Annotated in this window: 14 protein-coding genes; 4 read left to right on the forward strand and 10 right to left on the reverse strand. The window is 72.8% G+C overall.

Annotated features, from left to right (window positions below; genetic code table 11):
• The first annotated feature begins 17 nt into the window (after positions 1–17).
• Positions 18–695 carry a PAQR family membrane homeostasis protein TrhA gene (trhA, locus tag D9C15_RS25570; RefSeq protein WP_128001441.1) on the forward strand — a complete coding sequence of 226 codons (678 nt, stop codon included), beginning with the start codon at positions 18–20 and terminating at the stop codon, positions 693–695.
• On the opposite strand, the gene D9C15_RS25575 is transcribed toward trhA, so the two are convergent.
• Both D9C15_RS25575 and D9C15_RS25580 read right to left on the reverse strand, forming a co-directional pair.
• Positions 696–905, reverse strand: coding sequence for a 4-oxalocrotonate tautomerase (locus tag D9C15_RS25575; protein WP_128001443.1), 210 nt, complete (start codon positions 903–905; stop codon positions 696–698).
• 12 nt (positions 906–917) lie between these two features.
• Positions 918–1658 (reverse strand): class II aldolase/adducin family protein, encoded by a 741-nt coding sequence (locus tag D9C15_RS25580; protein ID WP_128001445.1) that lies wholly within the window; start codon positions 1656–1658, stop codon positions 918–920.
• A gap of 137 nt (positions 1659–1795) precedes the next feature.
• Here D9C15_RS25580 and D9C15_RS25585 point away from each other — a divergent pair, with 137 nt between their 5' ends.
• From D9C15_RS25585 to D9C15_RS25595, 3 genes are all read left to right on the forward strand, one after another.
• Positions 1796–2710 carry a FecR family protein gene (locus D9C15_RS25585; RefSeq protein ID WP_128001447.1) on the forward strand — a complete coding sequence of 305 codons (915 nt, stop codon included), beginning with the start codon at positions 1796–1798 and terminating at the stop codon, positions 2708–2710.
• 2 nt (positions 2711–2712) lie between these two features.
• Positions 2713–3594, forward strand: coding sequence for a c-type heme family protein (locus tag D9C15_RS25590; RefSeq protein ID WP_128001449.1), 882 nt, complete (start codon positions 2713–2715; stop codon positions 3592–3594).
• Positions 3595–3670: 76 nt separating this feature from the next.
• Complete coding sequence (locus tag D9C15_RS25595) at positions 3671–5119, forward strand: serine/threonine-protein kinase (protein WP_128001451.1); 1449 nt, start codon at positions 3671–3673, stop codon at positions 5117–5119.
• A 4-nt stretch (positions 5120–5123) separates the two neighbouring features.
• On the opposite strand, the gene D9C15_RS25600 is transcribed toward D9C15_RS25595, so the two are convergent.
• The 8 genes from D9C15_RS25600 to D9C15_RS25635 all read right to left on the reverse strand — a co-directional run bounded on the left by D9C15_RS25600 (position 5124) and on the right by D9C15_RS25635 (position 14218).
• Positions 5124–5849, reverse strand: a complete 726-nt coding sequence (locus tag D9C15_RS25600; protein ID WP_128001453.1) for a class I SAM-dependent methyltransferase — start codon at positions 5847–5849, stop codon at positions 5124–5126.
• Positions 5849–7207, reverse strand: a complete 1359-nt coding sequence (locus D9C15_RS25605; RefSeq protein ID WP_128001455.1) for a methyl-accepting chemotaxis protein — start codon at positions 7205–7207, stop codon at positions 5849–5851. The genes D9C15_RS25600 and D9C15_RS25605 overlap by 1 nt, the downstream gene beginning before the upstream one ends.
• Before the next feature lie 54 nt (positions 7208–7261).
• A complete protein-coding gene (locus D9C15_RS25610) occupies positions 7262–7975 on the reverse strand; it encodes an RNA polymerase sigma factor FliA (RefSeq protein WP_128001457.1) in 714 nt (237 codons plus the stop codon).
• Positions 7976–7996: 21 nt separating this feature from the next.
• Positions 7997–8815, reverse strand: coding sequence for a MinD/ParA family ATP-binding protein (locus tag D9C15_RS25615; protein ID WP_128001459.1), 819 nt, complete (start codon positions 8813–8815; stop codon positions 7997–7999).
• 31 nt (positions 8816–8846) lie between these two features.
• The gene (gene flhF, locus D9C15_RS25620; RefSeq protein ID WP_128001461.1) at positions 8847–10454 is read right to left on the reverse strand and encodes a flagellar biosynthesis GTPase FlhF; all 1608 of its coding nucleotides are present in this window, start codon (positions 10452–10454) and stop codon (positions 8847–8849) included.
• Positions 10451–12538, reverse strand: coding sequence for a flagellar biosynthesis protein FlhA (gene flhA / locus D9C15_RS25625; RefSeq protein ID WP_128001464.1), 2088 nt, complete (start codon positions 12536–12538; stop codon positions 10451–10453). The genes flhF and flhA overlap by 4 nt, the downstream gene beginning before the upstream one ends.
• Positions 12535–13698 carry an EscU/YscU/HrcU family type III secretion system export apparatus switch protein gene (locus D9C15_RS25630; protein ID WP_128001466.1) on the reverse strand — a complete coding sequence of 388 codons (1164 nt, stop codon included), beginning with the start codon at positions 13696–13698 and terminating at the stop codon, positions 12535–12537. Before D9C15_RS25630 ends, flhA begins: the two co-directional genes overlap by 4 nt.
• A gap of 88 nt (positions 13699–13786) precedes the next feature.
• On the reverse strand, positions 13787–14218 hold the full coding sequence (locus D9C15_RS25635) for a hypothetical protein (protein WP_128001468.1): 432 nt from the start codon (positions 14216–14218) through the stop codon (positions 13787–13789).
• Positions 14219–14221 lie beyond the last annotated feature (3 nt).

The raw sequence follows: 14221 nt of genomic DNA on the forward strand, positions 1-14221 counted from the left end.
GGGCGTTCATTGGCGACATGGACCTGCGCCTCGTTCTCACGCGCATCCCGGCCGCCGCGGACCGGGTGCAGTCGCGCGCCGAGGAATGGGCCAACACGCTCAGCCACGGCCTGGGCATCGGGCTCGCGCTGCTGGCCTGGCCGATGCTGGCCGAGGCGGCCCAGCGCCAGTCGGGCACACCCGGCATGATCGGCGTGGCGCTGTTCTGCGCCACGATGCTGCTGCAGTACCTGGCCTCGACGGTCTACCACGCGCTGCCGCCCGGCCGCGCCAAGCAGTGGGCGCGTGCGGTGGACCATGCGGCGATCTTCGTCTTCATCGCCGGCAGCAGTTCGCCGTTCACGCTCGGGCTGCTGCAGGGCCCGGCGGGCGTGGCCACCTGCGCGCTGGTGTGGAGCCTGGCGCTGGCCGGGGTCTGGCTCAAGCTGCACCGGCGCTTGACCAACCGCCGCCTGTCCACCGGCGTCTACATCCTGCTCGGCTGGTTGGCGCTGCTGGCGGCCCTGCCCGGCCTGCGCACGCTGGACCCGTCCGCGCTCGCCTGGTTGCTCGGCGGCGGGCTGGCCTACCTGCTGGGCAGCGCGTTCTTCATGTTCGACGCCTCGCTGCGCTTCGGCCACTTCGTCTGGCACCTGTTCGTGCTGGCCGGCAGCGGCTGCCATGTCTGCGCGGCGCTCTGGCCCGCGCTGGGCTGATCAGGTCGAAGGCTTGGGCGGCTGGCCCTTGTCGGACCAGAGCACACCGCCGGTGGACCAGTCCTGGCGCTTGATGTCGAAGAACAGGATGTCGACGCCGTCGGCGCTGCCGCCCAGCACCTTCACGCAGGCAGCGGTGATCTCCTGCGCCAGCGCGCGCTTCTGCTCGGCCGTGCGGCCCTCGAAAAGTTCGATCCGGATGGTGGGCACTGCGTCGCTCCTTCAATCCTTGTAGCCGGGAGAGGTCCGGTCCAGGCCGCGCAGCAGCGCGGGCCATTCGAGATCGCCGTCGATCTCGCTGCCGTCGCCGACCCACTGGCGGTACGTCAGCGCGGCGATCTCCTCGGGCACCACGCGCAGACCCGGGCCGGCGGCCATCGCGGCCAGCTGCGCCTGCGCGGCGCGTTCGAGCAGGTACATCAGCATCCAGGCCTCGGCCACGGTGCGGCCGACGGTCAGCGTGCCGTGGTTGTCGAGGATCAGGCCGTCGAGCGCACCCAGGTTGGCCACCAGGCGGCGCTGTTCGGCCTCGCCGAGCGCCAGGCCCTCGTAGGCGTGCCGGCCGAGCCGGCCGTGCAGCCGCATCGCGAACTGCGAGGTCGGCAGCAGGCCCTCGGGGCGCATCGACAGCGCCACGCCCCAGGGCGTATGCAGGTGGATCACGCAGGCCGCGTCCGGGCGCGCCGCGTGCACCGCGCCGTGGATGGTGAAGCCGGTCGGGTTGACGCCGCGGCCCGAGCCGTCGACCACCTCGCCGCGCCGGTTCACCTTCACCAGGCCGGAGGCGGTGATCTCGTCGAAGCGCGCGCCGAACGGGTTGATCAGGTAGCAGCCCGGCTCGCCCGGCACGCTGGCCGAAAGGTGGGTGTAGATGGTGTCGTCCCAGCCGCGCTGCGCGGCGAGGCGGTAGGCCGCGGCGAGGTCGATGCGCACCTGCGCTTCGGTCGGGACGGGACGGGCCATGCGATTTCTCGAGTCGTCACCCTAGATCGGCCCCCCAGATCGAAGCCGCCGGGTCCCCATTCTGGACGAAGCCGCGGCCGACCCCGAAACCTATCCTGAATCGACCCCCACACGATCCACCGAGTGCCGGAGAACCCATGCGCCTGCGCCGCCTGCTGCACGCCGCCGCGACCCTGGTCGCGCTGCTGCCCGCGCTCGCCGGCGCGGCGCCGCTCGGGGTGGTGACCATCGTCGACGGCGGCGCGCTCGCGCTGCTGCGCGGCAGCCAGCGCCTGGCCGCCGGCGAGGGCGTGGCGCTGCAGGCCGACGACATCGTGCGCAGCGGCTCCGGCACGCGGCTGGCCCGGCTCGAGCTGGCCGACGACACGACGCTGGACCTCGGCCCCGAGACCGAACTGCTGCTGCGCCCGCAGGCACTGCCCGGCCCGCGCGCGGCGCTGCTGTACCTGCTGCGCGGCTGGCTCAAGGTCGGCGCCGCGGAGGCCACCGGCATCGCCACGCCGCAGGGTGACCTCGCGCGCGTGGCCGGCCACGCCGTCGTGCGCGTGACGGGGCGCTCGATGCTCGTGTTCGCCGAGGCCGGCCGGGTCGAACTCGAACGCGACACGCTGCGCGACGGCGATGCCTGGGTGCGCCGCGACGGCGGCACCGGCAGTGTGTACAAGCGCCCGCCGGCCGACCTGCTCGAGGGCCTGCCGCGCGGCTTCACCGACCCGCTGCCACGCCGCAGCGCTCGCTTCGCGGCCTCGCCCGCGGCGCCGGGCCCGGCCGAGGAGCCGGCCTATGCCGAGCTCGCGGCCTGGCTGAACGGCGAGCCGCCGCTGCGCGCCGCGTTCGTGCCGCGCTTCGCGGCACGCGCCCGCGACCCGGCCTTCCGCCGCGCGCTGGTGGCGGAGCTGCGCTCGCATCCCGAATGGGACCGCACGCTGTTCCCGGAGAAGTACCGGCCCCGGCCGGTCGTGGCAGCGGTGTCGGTGTCAACGGTGGCCGTGGCGGTCGCGCGGCGCGCCGAGCCAGCCGCCTCGCAGCCGGCGGCAGATCTGAAGGAGTGACGATGAAGCTGCTGGTCAAGTTCAACCTGGTGTTCGTGCTGGTGTTCCTGCTCGGCCTGGGCGTTGCCGGCGTGATGACGCGCCAGATGCTCGAGCGCCATGCGCAGGAGGAGGTGCTGCAGCACGCGCGCTTCCTGCTCGAGAAGGCGCTGGCGGTGCGCAGCTACACCTCCAAGCAGATCGCACCGCTGCTGGAGACGCAGATGAAGTACGCCTTCCTGCCGCAATCCGTGCCGGCCTTCTCGGCCACCGAGGTGATCGCCACGCTGCAGAAGAACCACCCCGAGTACAGCTACAAGGAGGCGACACTGAACCCGACCAACCCGCGTGACCGGGCGGTCGAGTGGGAAGCCGACGTGATCGCCGAGTTCCGCAAGGCGCCGGAGACCGCCGAGTTCGTCGGCCAGCGCGACACCCCCAGCGGCCGCTCGCTCTACATCGCCCGGCCGATCAAGATCGCCGACGCCGCCTGCCTGCGCTGCCACAGCACCGTGGAGGCGGCGCCGCGCACGCTGGTGGAGAAGTACGGCCCGGCCAACGGCTTCGGCTGGCAGCACGGCGAGATCGTCGGCGCACAGATGGTCTCGGTGCCGATGGCGGTGCCGCTGGCGCGTGCGCATGCGGCCTGGGCGCTGTTCATGGGCATGCTCGCGGCCGTGTTCGTGGCCATCGCGGCAGCGCTGAACGCGATGCTGTGGTGGCTGGTGATCCGCCCGGTCACGCAGCTGTCGCGCCTGGCCGACCGCGTGAGCCTGGGCGAGATGAACGCCCCGCCCTTCGGCACGCTGGCGCGCGACGAGATCGGCCGCCTGGCCCTGTCGTTCAGCCGCATGCGCAAGAGCCTGGTGCAGGCGATGCGGATGCTCGAAGGTGCGCCTTCATGACGGCCCCGCGCTCACTGCGTTCGCGGCCCCCCGAGGGGGCGACCGACCTCCTTGGGACGACCCGGCGGAGATCGGCATGAGCGCACGGCCGATCGACTTCGCGCCCGAGTCGCCGCAGGCGCAGGCCCCGGCGCCGCGCCAGCTCGGCAAGTACGTGCTGTCGCATGTGCTCGGCGAGGGCGCGATGGGCATCGTCTACAAGGCGGTCGATCCGCTCATCCACCGGCCGGTGGCGGTCAAGGCGATCCGCGCGCCGCTGCTCGCGCCCGGCGCACACGACCTGGCCGCGGCAATGCGCTTTCGCATCGAGGCCCAGGCTGCCGGGCGGCTGTGCCATCCGAACATCGTCTCGGTCTACGAGTACGGCGAGACGGCGCACGAACGCTACATCGCGATGGAGTTCGTCGACGGCGTGTCGCTGCTGGAGCTGTCGCGCCACACGCCGCGCCTGCCGCTGGACGACGCGCTGAGCCTGATGCTGCAGCTGCTCGACGCGCTCGACTGCGCCCACGCGCAGGGCGTGTGGCACCGCGACATCAAGCCGGCCAACCTGCTGATCACGCCCGACGGCCGGCTGAAGGTGAGCGATTTCGGCATCGCCCGCATCGACTCGGCCGACCGCACGCACCACACCACCGTGCTCGGCTCGCCGGGCTACATGGCGCCGGAGCGCTACACCGACGAGGCCCCCGACCAGCGCGTGGACCTGTTCTCCTGCGGCGTGCTGATGTACGAGCTGCTGACCGGCGCGCCGCCGTTTCGCGGCAGCAGCAGCGCGGTGATGTACCAGGTGCTGCACCAGCATCCGCCGCTGCCGTCGACGCTGGGCTTGCAGCCCGCGGTGCCGGCGCGCTTCGATGCGGTCGTGCAGCGCGCCCTGGCCAAGCGGCCGGCCGACCGCTACGCCAGCGCCGCGCTGATGCGCGAGGCGCTGCTGGCCGCGGCCGACCGGCCGATCCGCCCGACGCTCTCGGTCGACACGCTGCTGACGCTGCGCCGCACGCGCCCGCAGCCGGCCACCCAGGTGCTGCCGCGCCCGACCGTGCCGAGCGCACCCTCGCTGCCCTCGCTGCCGGGCATCGACCGGGCCGCGCTCGACACGCTCGAGGCCCTGCTGCTGCCGCTGCTCGGCCCGGTGGCGCGCCTGGTGCTGCGCGACGCGGCGCGCAGCTGCCACGACCTGCCGGCACTGATCGCCCACGTGGCGCGCCAGGCCCTCGACGAGGACGAGCGCCCCGGTTTCCTCGCCCGCGCCGCGCAGCGCTTCCCGGCCGCGCCGGCAGCACCGCGCAGCGTGCCATCGCGCCCGCTGCCGGTGCTCGGCAGCACGCCGATGGCACCGGAGGTCGTGGCGCAGGCCCGCACGCTGCTGGCCGAGGAGATCGGCCCGCTCGCCGGCCTGATCGTCAAGCGCGCCGCGGCGGTGGCGGGCACGCGCGAGCAGTTCTACGCCGCGCTGATGGACCTGGCCGGCGACGAGGTCGACCGCAAGACGCTGCTGGCGCGGCTCTGGAAGGGCTGCTAGGACGCTATACGGCCGCGGCGACGCGGTAGAGCCACACCGGCTTGCCCGGCACGGCCTCCAGCCGTGCCTGCGCGGCGACGCCGGGCACCGCGAACTCGAGGCTGGCGAGCCAGGCACCGGCGCGCAGCTCGCGCTGCGCCTTGTCGAAGGCACGCGCCATGCTCTCGGGGCGCTGGAACAGGAACACCAGGTCGGCACCGGACCAGTCGGCGGCCCACATGTCGGCGCGGCGCACGCGGGCGAAGCGGCAGCGCAGCGCACAGGCCAGGCGCAGCGGCCAGCTCCACTCGAGGCCGAGCAGCCGGGCCTGCGGGTAGACGCGGCGCAGCTCGAGCAGCCCGTCGCCGAGGCCGCAGCCGGCGTCGATCACGCAGGCGCCGTCGCGCAGCGGCACGCGCTCGGCCAGGCCGGCCAGCGCGCCGCGCGGCGTCGGGAACAGCGGTGCATCACGCCACGCGCCCCGCGGGTAGAGCGCCAGCAGCAGCGCGAGCGGCAGCAGCCAGGCCCAGGCCGGCAGCGCGGCCGCGCCGGAGGCCACCAGCGAGAGCGGGAAACCGGCCGCGACGAACAGCCGGCGCCAGCGCGTGCCGGCGCGCCACGCGAGCACCGCGCCGAGCAGCGTGGCGGTCGCGAGCGCACCCGCGGCCGCGAGCCCGGCGCGCTGCAGCAGCACGAAGGCCGCCCAGCAGGCCGCCCAGGCGGCCAGCGCGGGCAGCGGCCAGCGCAGCATCAGAAGTGGAACGCGAGCCGCAGCCCGCCCCAGTGCCGGCCCGCCACCACGATCGGCGCGGCGGCCTCCTTCATCACCACGAACTTGCCGCCGCCCATGTCGCGCCGGTAGGTCTGCAGCAGGAAGGGGTGCGTGTTGCGCGCCGACGCGAGCCCGGTGCGGTCGTTGAAGATGCGGCGCCAGCGGCTGTTGGCGGTGTTCCAGGTCGCGTCGCCCGGGCGCTGCGGCTGGCAGTACTTGCGGTTGTGGGTGGCGACGTAGCCGTTGCGGTCCACCGCGATGCAGAACACCACCTTGGGCGAGAACTCCAGCATGCGCTCCTGCACCGCCGGGAACAGCCGGTCGGCCAGCGCGACGAATCGGGTCTCGTGCTGCGCCGGGTTGCTGCCCGGCAGGCTGCGGTACTGCTCGTCGAACAGCTGGTCGAGCGTCGCCTCGCGTCGCGCGAGCGCCCCCTCGAGCAGCGCGGCGATCTCGCCGGCCGCCTGCTGCACGGCGCGGATGAAGGGCGTGTCCTCGGTCTCGACGCCGCACTCGGCGACCGTCTCGATCATCTGCTCGGAGATCGTCAGGAACGCCTCGCTGCGCTTCATCGCCGCGTCCAGCGCGCTGCCGGTGGCGTGCATCTCGCTCTCGATGCCGCCCATGCGCTGGTTCAGTTCGGCGCAGATGCCGCGGCTCGCGCCGGCGGCCTCGCCGATGCGTGCGACGCCGCCCTCGACATCGGCCAGCGCACGGTGGAAGGCGCCCTGCGACGCATCGGCGGCATCGGCCCGGATCTCGCCGGCCAGCGCCTCGATACGCGTGTTCAGCTCCGCCACCGTGGCCATGATGCGCTTGGACGAGTCCTCCACCTGCGCGGCCAGGTCCTTGACGGCGTCGGCGACGACGCCGAAGCCGCGCCCGGCTTCGCCTGCGCGCTTGGCCTCCACCGAGGCGTTGAACGCGACCAGGCGTGTCTGCAACGCGATCTGCGTGATGCCGCCGGCGGCCTGCGCCACCTCCCGCAGCGTGCCGACGATCGCCGTGACCTCGCGGCCCACGCCCTCGACCGCGTCGCGCGCACGCGCGACCGCGGCGTGGCTGCCCTGCGTCATCGAGACGATGCCCTGCTGCGACTGGGTGATCTGCTCGACCTGGCGCGCCAGCGCCGAGACGGCCTCGGCGCTGCGGTGCGCCGCCTTCGTGGTGTCCTCGATCACGCCGCGCACCTCGGCGGCCTCGCGGCCCATCGAGCTGGCGTGGCCGGCAATCGCCTGGATCGCCTGCTGCAGCCGCCCCTGGTCGGCTTCCTGCCGTGTCGACGACTCCGCGTCCACCGGGGTGGCGGCCGCGGGACGACGCAAGACTGCGAACATCGTGCCCCTCCTGTGGGTGATTGAGTAAACGCGGCCGGTCCGGCCGCACCGATCTCAGTACTCGCGCAGCTTCACGCGCAGGCGCGCGATCGACTGGCTGTGCAACTGGCAGACACGCGACTCGGTGACCTTCAGCACCGCCGCGATCTCCTTCAGGTTCATGTCGTGCTCGTAGTACATCGACATCACGTACTGCTCGCGCTCGGGCAGCTGCTTGATGGCCTCCACCAGCGCGGCGCGCATGCGGTGGTCCTGCAGCTGGGCGAGCGGGTTGGCCTGTTCGTCGGCGACATGGCGGTCGAGGTAGTCGTTGTCGCCGTCGTCGCCCGACATGTCCTCCAGGTAGACGAGCTGGGTGCCGCGCACCTTGCCGAGCAGCTCCTGGTACTCGGCCAGCGAGAGGCCCATCTCGCGCGCGATCTCGCTCTCGGCGGGCGCCCGGCCGAGCTTCTGCTCGAGCTTGTGCACGGCCGATTCGATGGAGCGCTGCTGCTTGCGCGTGCCGCGCGACAGGTGGTCGTTGCCGCGCAGCTCGTCGAGCATCGCGCCGCGGATGCGCTGCGTCGCGAAGGTCTCGAACTGCACGCCCTGCGCCTCGTCGAAGCGCGACAGCGCGTCCGCCAGGCCAATCATGCCGACCTGGATCAGGTCGTCGATCTCCACGTTGGCCGGCAACTTGGCGATCATCTGGTGCGCCAGGCGGCGCACCAGCGGGCTGTACTGCTCCAGCATCGAGTTCAGGTCCAGCCGTCCCTTGGCGGTGTACATCGCGTGCTCCCTGGATTCTTCTCAGTTCATCGCGGCGTGGCGGTCCGCGCGCAGCGGCGGGCGGTCCACGTAGCAGGGCAACTCGGCGGCCTGGGCGCCCAGGCGCTCGCGCACCAGGCGGCGCAGCGCCTCGCTGGCCGGCTCGGTGGCGTGCGTGGCCGGGTCGAGCTGCACCCAGTCGCGCAGCACCGCGCCGAGGAAGTCGTCGGCGCAGGTGGCCAGCTGCATCGCGATGCGTTCGGCGCGCGGCGAGTTCGGCGCCGCGCCGAGCAGCAGCTCGTGCACCACCAGGCCGGCGCGCTGCGTCAGCAGCTTCATCGCCGCGTAGGCGTGGGTCACGCTCGCCGGCCGGTCGTCGGCCAGCAGCAGCGGCCGCGGCGCGGCCGCGTCGTCGCCGCCGGCGCGCGCCAGCGCGGCGCTGCGCGCGAACAGGCGGCACAGGTCGCCGGCCGGCGCATGCACCAGCACCACCTCGGCGCGCGGCGCGGCCTCGCCGAGCGCGCGCAGGAAGGGGGCGGTCGAGCCGGTCGCGTCGACGTAGCGGATCGGCAGCCCGCGCGCGGCGAGGTAGCTCACCTGCGCGGACAGCGGCTCGATCGCGTCGGCCAGGTCCACCAGCGCACGCTCCGAGGCGGCGTTCGCCCGCTCGGAGGCATCCACCACCAGCACGTGCAGGCCGTGCTCGCCAAAGGCGGCGCACAGCCGCTCCAGCATGATCCCGCCGAAGCCCACGTGCGGGTTGGAGACCACCGGCACGGTGGTCACGCGCTGGCGGGCGAACAGGCGGCGCAGGCCGTGGGCCTGGTCCAGCGGCATCGGTGACGAGGCGAAGTCGCGCATCGAGAGCTTGTTCCGGGGTCTTGGAAGGGGTTCAGAGAGCGGCGGCGTGCAGCGCGCCGGCGCGCGGCGAGGTGAAGACGAGGTTGACGTCGCCGGCATCGAACTTGTAGGCCGTGCTGCCGCCGCCGCGCAGCGCGCGGTGCACCAGCGCGTTGGCCGACAGGCGGTGCCAGTCCTCCGGCACGCGCTGGCCGTTGGCCACGCCGACGACCTTCAGCTTGTGGCGGATCAGCGCGTCGAGCGCGGGGCCGAGCTTGACCGCCTCGTCGAGCTTGGACAGCACCACGCCGGCGCAGCTGGCGGCACGGTAGGCGATCAGCACGTCCTCGATGGTCTCGCCCTGCGAGGCGGCGTTGACGACCAGCAGCTTCTGGATCGCGCGGTGCTGCAGCATGTCCAGCAGCTCGCGGGTGCGGCTGTCGCGCTGCGCCATGCCGGCGGTGTCGATCAGCACCATCTTCTTGGCCGAGAGCAGCTCGAGCAGGTCTTCCAGCGAGGCACGGTCGTGTGCGGTGTGCACCGGCACGCCGAGGATGCGGCCGTAGGCACGCAGCTGCTCGTGCGCGCCGAGGCGGTAGGCGTCGAGCGTGATCAGGCCCAGGTTGCCGGCGCCGAACCGGGTGGCGAAGGCAGCGGCGATCTTGGCGGTGGTGGTGGTCTTGCCGACCCCGGTGGCGCCGACCAGCGCGAACACGCCGCCCTGGTCCTCCAGCGCACCGTCGGCCTCGCCGGTGACGATGTTGCGCTCCAGCACACCGGCGGCCCAGATGGTCTCGTCGGCGATTTCCGGCGGCATCGCGTCGGCCAGCTTGCGCACCAGCGCGGGCGAGAAGCCGCACTCGAGCATCTTCTGCGTCAGGCGCGCCTGGCCGGGCTGGCGGTTCAGCTTCTCGATGTAGGCGAGCGCGCCGAAACGCTCCTCGACCAGGCCCTTGAGCTGGCGCAGCTCCTTGATCATCTCTTCCTGGTCGCGGCGTGCGGCGGCGAGTGCGGCCGAGTCAGCCGCAGCGGGCGCCGCCACCGGGGCCGCCGGCGGCACGGCAGGGGCAACCGGCAGCGCGGCCGGCGTGTCGTGCAGCTGCGGCACCGGAGCGCCGGCGCGGGTCGGCTGGCGCACCGCCGGCCTGGCCGCGGGCGCGGCGCGCGGCGGCTCGGGCGGCTGCTCGTGGTGCGTGCCCAGCACCGGCGCGGCCAGCGCGTCGTCCGGGAAGCGCGATACCTCGGCCATCGCCTCCTGGCGGCGCTTGAGCATGCGCTCGCGCACGAAGTCCTGGAACGACAGCGTGCTCATCGAGAGCTTGCGCACGTCCTCTTCCACCGGCGCGGGCTTCAGTTCGGGCTCGATGCGCTCGGCCAGCGGGCCGCGGCGCGGCGGCTGCTTGGGCGCCGGGCGTGCCGGCTCGGGCTGCGGCTGCGGCGCGGCGACGACCTTGGACGAGTCATGGAACGGCGCCGAGATCCTCGGCGCCGTGGCCGACAGCTGCTCGATGTGGGCCATGCCCTCGGGCGCCATCGCCAGCACCTCCACGCCTTCGGCGCAGGGCTTGGTGGACAGCACGACGGCGTCCTCGCCGAAGGCCTGGCGCACCAGGGTCAGCGCCTCGCGCGAGTTGCGCGCGGTGAAGCGTTTGCAGTTCATGCCGTGCTCCCGATGACGGAACCGATGCGGATCGAATGGGTTTCAGGAATCTCGCTGTGCCCGAGCACGCGCAGGCGCGGCGCGGCGCGCTTGAGCAGGCGCGCCATCGGCGCGCGGATCGGGTCGGGCACCAGCAGGCAGGCCGGCACGCCGAGGTCCTCCTGGCGCTTGGCCGAGTCGGCGGCGCGCCGCGTCAGCGTCTCGGCCACGCCCGGGTCGAGCGCGGCGCCGTGCGGCGAGTTCAGCGCCTGGCTCACCAGGCGCTCGAGTTCGGGTTCGAGCGCGATCACGTCGAGCTCCCGGGCCGGCCCGTAGATCTGCTGCACGATCGCCGGCGCGAGGTGGATGCGGATGCGCCGCGCCAGCTCGGACGGGTCGGTCACGGTGGCGGCATGTTCGGCCAGGCACTCGACGATCGAGCGCATGTCGCGGATGTGCACGCCCTCCTCCAGCAGCAGCTGGAGCGTCTTCTGCAGCGTGGCGATTCCGACCATCTTGGGCACGACGTCCTCGATCAGCTTCGGGGCCAGCTTGGTCACGTGTTCGACCAGCTGTTGCGTCTCGACACGGCCGAGCAACTTGGCCGCATGGAGTTGCATCAAGTGTGAGAGATGGGTCGCGACGACGGTCGAGCAATCAACGACGGTAAATCCGGCCATCTGCGCCGCCTCGCGCTGGCGGTCCTCGATCCACACCGCGGGCAGGCCGAAGGCCGGGTCGATGGTGCGCGTGCCGGGCAGCTGCAGCGTCGCGCCGCCCGGGTTGATGGCCAGCAGCATGCCCGGGTAGGCCTCGCCCTCGCCCACCACCGCGCCGCGCAGCGTGATGCGGTAGGCGCTCGGCTTGAGCTCGAGGTTGTCGCGGATGTGCACCGGCGGCGGCAGGAAGCCGACGTCCTGCGCGAACTTCTTGCGCACGCCCTTGATGCGCGCCAGCAGGTCGCCCTGGCGCGCCTTGTCGACCAGCGCGATCAGCCGGTAGCCGACCTCCAGGCCGAGCGTGTCCACCGGCTGCAGGTCGTCCCAGGTCGCCTCCGGGTTGGCCTGCGCCGCCTCGGCCGGCCGCACCGGCTCCTTCTCCTTGGCCTTGCGGTCGCGTTCCTTCATCCACCACGCGGCATAACCGAGCGCCGAGGCGATGGTGATGAAGACGAGGTTGGGCATGCCCGGGATCAGGCCGAGCGCGCCGATCACCCCGGCCGTGATGGCCAGCGAGCGCGGCGAGTTGAACACCTGCTTGGCGATCTGGCTGCCGACGTCCTGCTCCTTGCCGACACGCGAGACCACCATCGCCGCGGCCACCGAGATCAGCAGCGCCGGGATCTGCGCGACGAGCGCGTCGCCGATGGCCAGCAGGATGTAGCTGTTGGCCGCCTCGCCGGCCGACAGGCCGTGCTGCGCGACGCCGATCACGAAGCCGCCGACGATGTTGATGGCCAGGATCAGCAGCCCGGCGATGGCGTCGCCGCGCACGAACTTGCTGGCACCGTCCATCGAGCCGAAGAACTCCGCCTCGTCGCCCACTTCCTGGCGCCGCCGCTTGGCCTCCTTCTCGTCGATCAGGCCGGCGTTGAGATCCGCGTCGATCGCCATCTGCTTGCCGGGCATCGCGTCCAGGGTGAAGCGCGCGCCGACCTCGGCGATGCGCTCGGCGCCCTTGGTGACGACGATGAAGTTGATCACCACCAGCACCGCGAAGACGATCAGGCCGACTGCGAAGTTGCCGCCGATCAGGAAGTGGCCGAAGCTCTCGATCACCTTGCCCGCCGCGCCCGGGCCGGCATGGCCCTCGAGCAGCACCACGCGCGTCGAGGCCACGTTCAGCGACAGGCGCAGCAGCGTCGTGAACAGGATCACCGACGGGAAGGCGGCGAAGTCCAGCGGCTTGACCATGTAGGACGCCACCATCATCACCATCAGCGCGATGGCGATGTTGAAGGTGAACAGCAGGTCCAGCGCGAAGGCCGGCAGCGGCAGCACCATCATCGCCAGGATCAGCACGATGGCCAGCGGCGCCATCAGCGCCTTCAGCACGCGGCCGTCGGCGCCGGTCAGCTTCTGCAGCTGTTGCAGCACGGGGTTCATTCGTAGTGCTCCATGTCAGGCACGCTCTGGTGGTGCGGGTCGAGCTCGGCGGGCACCGGCAGCTCGGGCAGGTCGCCCGGGTTCGGGCCGCGGCCGGCCAGTGCGGCGCGCAGGCGGTAGACGTAGGCCAGCACCTGCGCCACCGCGGCGAACAGCGCCTGCGGGATCTCCTGGTCGAGCTTGGTGTGGGCGTAGAGGGCGCGCGCCAGCACCGGCGCCTGCAGCACCGGCACCTGCGCGCCCTTGGCGACGTCGCGGATGCGCATCGCCAGCAGGTCTGCGCCCTTGGCCACGACCCGCGGCGCGGCCATCCTGCCGTCCTCGTACTTGAGCGCGACGGCGTAGTGGGTCGGGTTCATCACCACCAGGTCGGCCTTGGGCACGGCGGCCAGCATGCGGCGCTTGGTCATCTCGCGCATGCGTGCCTTCTGCTTGCCCTTGACCTCCTGGTTGCCCTCCAGCTCCTTGTGCTCCTGCTTGACCTCCTGGTGGCTCATCTTCAGCTTCTGCGCCAGCAGGTGGCGCTGCAGCGGCAGGTCCACCGCGGCGAAGCCGGCCAGCGCCAGCACCAGCAGCACCAGGCCGCCGAGGATGGTCTGCGCGCCGGCGCCCACCGCGGCCGGCAGCGGCACGGCCAGCAGCGCGGCGAAGTCGCCCGCATGGGCGCGCAGGTAGAGCGCGCCGATCGTCATCAGCACGGCGGCCAGCAGGCAGGCCTTCAGGGCATCGATCAGCTGGGCCTTGGAGAACAGCCGCCCGAGCCCGCCGACGGGATCGAGGAAGGCGAACTTCGGCGCCAGCGGCTTGAGCGTCCAGTTCCAGCCGCCGCCGGCCATCGCCACCGCCACCGCCACGCCGGTCATCAGCAGCCCGGGCGGCAGCACCATCCACAACAGCAGCGTGGCGAGCTCGGCGAGGCGCTCGAGCATCAGCTCCGGGTGGGCCAGCACGCGGCCGTCGAAGCGCAGCGCCCGGTCCAGCCCCTGCTGCAGCCAGCGTGCCGCCCAGGGCGCGGCCGCGACCAGCACGGCACCGCCGGCCGCCAGCGCGGCGAAATGCCCGAGGTCGCGCGAGCGCGCGACCTGGCCTTCCTCGCGCGCCTTCTGGAGGCGGCGTGCGGTGGCGGGTAACTGGCGGTCCTGGGCGTCCTGATCGGCCATGGCAACAAAGCCCGTGGGTTACGGGTCGTTGCCATTGTTCCGGCGCCGCGCCGGAACTTGAGCCGGATCAGCGGGGGAAAGGGTCCGCTTATCGGGCCGGCAGCCGCAGCACCACCGTGAGCCCGGGCTTCAGGTCGGCCGGCTCGAGGTAGCCGATCGCGCCCGGCGTGCTGCGGACATGGTTCACGACCTCCGCCGGCGTGGCCAGCTCGCGCGGCGGCGCGCCCTTGCCGACGTAGCGCCGCACGGTCCAGTAGGCGAGGTAGTCGTCGTCGTCCTGCTGCATCACGAGCGCCAGGAAGCGCTTGCGCGCCGGGTGGCCGGGGGGCAGGTTGACCGGGCGCAGCGCCTGGTTCTCCAGCTCGATCATGCGGCCGGTGTAGATGCGCCGGAGCGCCTCGGCATCCAGCCCGCGCAGCGGCGTGTTGGCGACGACGACCAGGGCGTCTTCGGCGTGGGCCGGCACGGCGAGCCCGAGCAGGGTGCCGGCCAGCAGGGCGATGAAGGTGTGGCGTTTCATCGG

Source organism: Piscinibacter defluvii (assembly GCF_004011805.1).
Taxonomy (GTDB): Bacteria; Pseudomonadota; Gammaproteobacteria; order Burkholderiales; family Burkholderiaceae_C; genus Piscinibacter; species Piscinibacter defluvii.